Raw genomic sequence first — 580 nt, forward strand, 5'->3', positions numbered from 1 at the left:
TCCGCGGGGGTCGTCATCCGGGCGGCCAGCTCGCGGGCGCGGGAGACGTAGTCGGGGGAGAGGATCTGGCGCAGGTCGGCCACCAGCGACTCGCGCGTGGTTTGGGAAAACGGGCGGGCGACACCGACTTTCAGCCGATCCACCTGGCCCGCCCAGATCTTCTGATCGCTCATGCTCCAAAGGCTCAAGGTGGGTACTCCGGCGCGCAGGCCCGCGGCAGTGGTGCCCGCGCCGCTGTGGTGCACCACCGCCCGGCAAGCGGGAAAGACCGCCCCGTAGTTGACCACCCCTACCACCTTGACGTGGTCGGAATGGGCGACCCCACTGAAATCGGTTTTGCCCGAGCACACCAACGCCCGCTCGCCCAACTCGGCGCAGGCCTCGCCGATCATGGTGATGGTGTCGGCTGGCGAATCGACCGTTGTACTGCCGAAGCCGAAGCAGATCGGCGGCGTTCCCGCCGCGATCCACGACAACACCTCGTCGTCGGCGTCGGTGGTCAGCTCCATGGTCAGCGACCCCACGAACGGGCGTTGAGCGCCCCACTTCGCCCATTCGGCGGCCAGGCCGGGGAAACAGA

At 68.3% G+C, this 580-nt stretch carries 1 protein-coding gene; it reads right to left on the reverse strand.

Features of this window, described 5'->3' with window-relative positions; all coding sequences use genetic code 11:
- Nucleotides 1-580 (reverse strand): glycosyltransferase (locus A9X04_RS31065; RefSeq protein ID WP_369828985.1); only part of this gene is annotated, 580 nt, incomplete at both ends.

It is taken from the genome of Mycobacterium sp. E3247, from assembly GCF_001667785.1.
GTDB lineage: Bacteria > Actinomycetota > Actinomycetes > Mycobacteriales > Mycobacteriaceae > Mycobacterium.